Origin of the sequence: Binatus sp. (SeqCode) (genome assembly GCF_036522015.1) — a bacterium.
Taxonomy (GTDB): Bacteria; Desulfobacterota; Binatia; order Binatales; family Binataceae; genus Binatus.
The window spans coordinates 1-1,790 of sequence record NZ_DATDGQ010000287.1 but is presented as its reverse complement, the minus strand read 5'-3'; the positions used below and the strand labels follow the sequence as shown (position 1 = coordinate 1,790).

The 1,790-nt window shown below is 61.6% G+C and carries 3 protein-coding genes; 2 read left to right on the top strand and 1 reads right to left on the bottom strand.

Annotation, left to right across the window (positions count from 1 at the left end; translation table 11 throughout):
• Positions 1 to 682 (bottom strand): RNA polymerase sigma factor (locus tag VIW95_RS12300; RefSeq protein WP_331586871.1); only part of this gene is annotated, 682 nt, incomplete at its 3' end.
• 186 nt (positions 683 to 868) lie between these two features.
• Here VIW95_RS12300 and VIW95_RS12295 point away from each other — a divergent pair.
• Together VIW95_RS12295 and VIW95_RS12290 are read left to right on the top strand one after the other, a co-directional pair.
• The gene (locus VIW95_RS12295) at positions 869 to 1,210 is read left to right on the top strand and encodes a hypothetical protein (protein WP_331586869.1); all 342 of its coding nucleotides are present in this window, start codon (positions 869 to 871) and stop codon (positions 1,208 to 1,210) included.
• A 50-nt stretch (positions 1,211 to 1,260) separates the two neighbouring features.
• The gene (locus tag VIW95_RS12290; protein ID WP_331586867.1) at positions 1,261 to 1,749 is read left to right on the top strand and encodes a nuclear transport factor 2 family protein; all 489 of its coding nucleotides are present in this window, start codon (positions 1,261 to 1,263) and stop codon (positions 1,747 to 1,749) included.
• Positions 1,750 to 1,790 lie beyond the last annotated feature (41 nt).

Genomic DNA, 1,790 nt, shown 5'->3' with positions numbered 1-1,790 from the left:
CGCGCCCAATCTCCTTGAGCGACAAATCATGCCGATAGTAGTAAGCCATCCGCATCCGGTCCCGCGGCGCCAGCGACTTGAGCGCCGCGTCGAGCGCCTTACCCAGCATCGCCACGTAGCGGGCGCGCTCGGAGCCGGTAGTGTCGCCCTGATCGTCGCCGGTATCCATCGTCTGCTCGAGATGATCGTCGAGCGGCGCGATCCGGCTCTGGGAGCGGATATAATCGACGTGGCGCTGCGCCAGCACCGCACGCATCCAGGTCATCAGCGAGCTGCGGCCGTGAAAGTAGCTGAGGATCGAGCGGCGGCGGCCGTCGCGAACCTCCATCCCGTACATCTCGGCCCAAATCGAATCCGCCAGCTCGCGGCCGCGCGCCTCGTCGCCGGAAATCGCGCGCGCGGATGCGTAAAGAGCCGGCCGGAAGCTGGTGATGAAATGCTCCCACGGCGCGGATCCGCCGGCCTGGCACGCGAGCGCGAGGCCGAGGTCGTCGGCGTGCAGGGCGTCGATGAACGCTTCGACGCCGCCTCGATCGAGCGCACCCGCCGCGCGCGCGCCCCGCCAGGCCGCATCGCAGATGGACTCGTCGTTGACGCTCCATCGCGCGCCGCCGGCGCGTTTGCACAGGCGCGCCAGCGCAAGAGCGTACTGTGCGACGAATTCGGGAGGCGCTTCGCTCACATTGATGCCCGTTCCGTCAGGATAGACAAGTGGACACATGCGCGAAATCGGGTTGTCAAAGCGCGGTAGACGCTCTTGCAGCCACAGGTATAAAATTGCGGCAGTTAGGCGTGGCCATATCTGGCCGAGCCGCGATCAGTTTCTGCGCTCCGGAAGGGCATCGATTTGATGCGAAGGAGGCTTGCGATGGCAACGCGAAAATCGACTACCAGCACCACAACGGCAGCTCCGATCAAGCCGAGCATTCAGTCAACCGAAATCGGACGGCTGGTTGACGACAACGTGAGATTGTTGGCGCGCTCGTCCGAAGTCGCACTTAAAGCGTACGTCGAGATCGTCAAATCCTTCGCCGATCGTGGAATCGCACAAGCAAGTGCACGACTGGTCGAGCAGGTGGCGGAAGGATGGAAAACCGCGTTGATCGATACCACCACAATCCTGAGAAACGCGTACGCCAGGCTCGATACGCAGATCAAACCCGCACCCGTCGTTCAACGCCGCGCGCGCGGTCGGCAGAGCGCCCGATGATCGTATCCGGAGCGCGCGTTGAATAGCTGTGAAAGCCTCTTTGTATCGGTTTGAGAGTAAGGCCAAAACCGATCGCGGCAATCACGGCGGGCATTCTCGCCGTGATGTTGTTCGCGGCTCATACGTCGGCGCAAGATTCGACTGCCGCTACCCAGAATCAAATCCGTGTCGCGCTGGAGAAGTGGAAGCTGGACTTCAATGCCCGTGATGCGTCGCAGGTTTGCGCGCTGTTCGCGCCCGATTTGATTTCAAATTTTCGCGGGCAGCCGGAAGACACCTACAATTCTCTGTGTGCCAATCTGCAGATGGCGCTGAGCGACCCGGACAAGACCTATCACTACGACCTGGAAATCAAGGAAATCCTGGTCTCAGGCGACCTGGCTGTCGTAAGGCTCGTGTGGACGCTGAAGCTGCACTCGAAAAACGGCGGCTCCGAACAGATCACGCGAGAACCCGGCATGGACATATTCCGCCGCCAACCCGACGCCAGCTGGAAAATATCGCGCTACATGGCCTTCGAATCGCCGGGCGCAACTTGATAAGACAAGGCCCGGAACGTGAGGCGCCGAGCGATCGTATC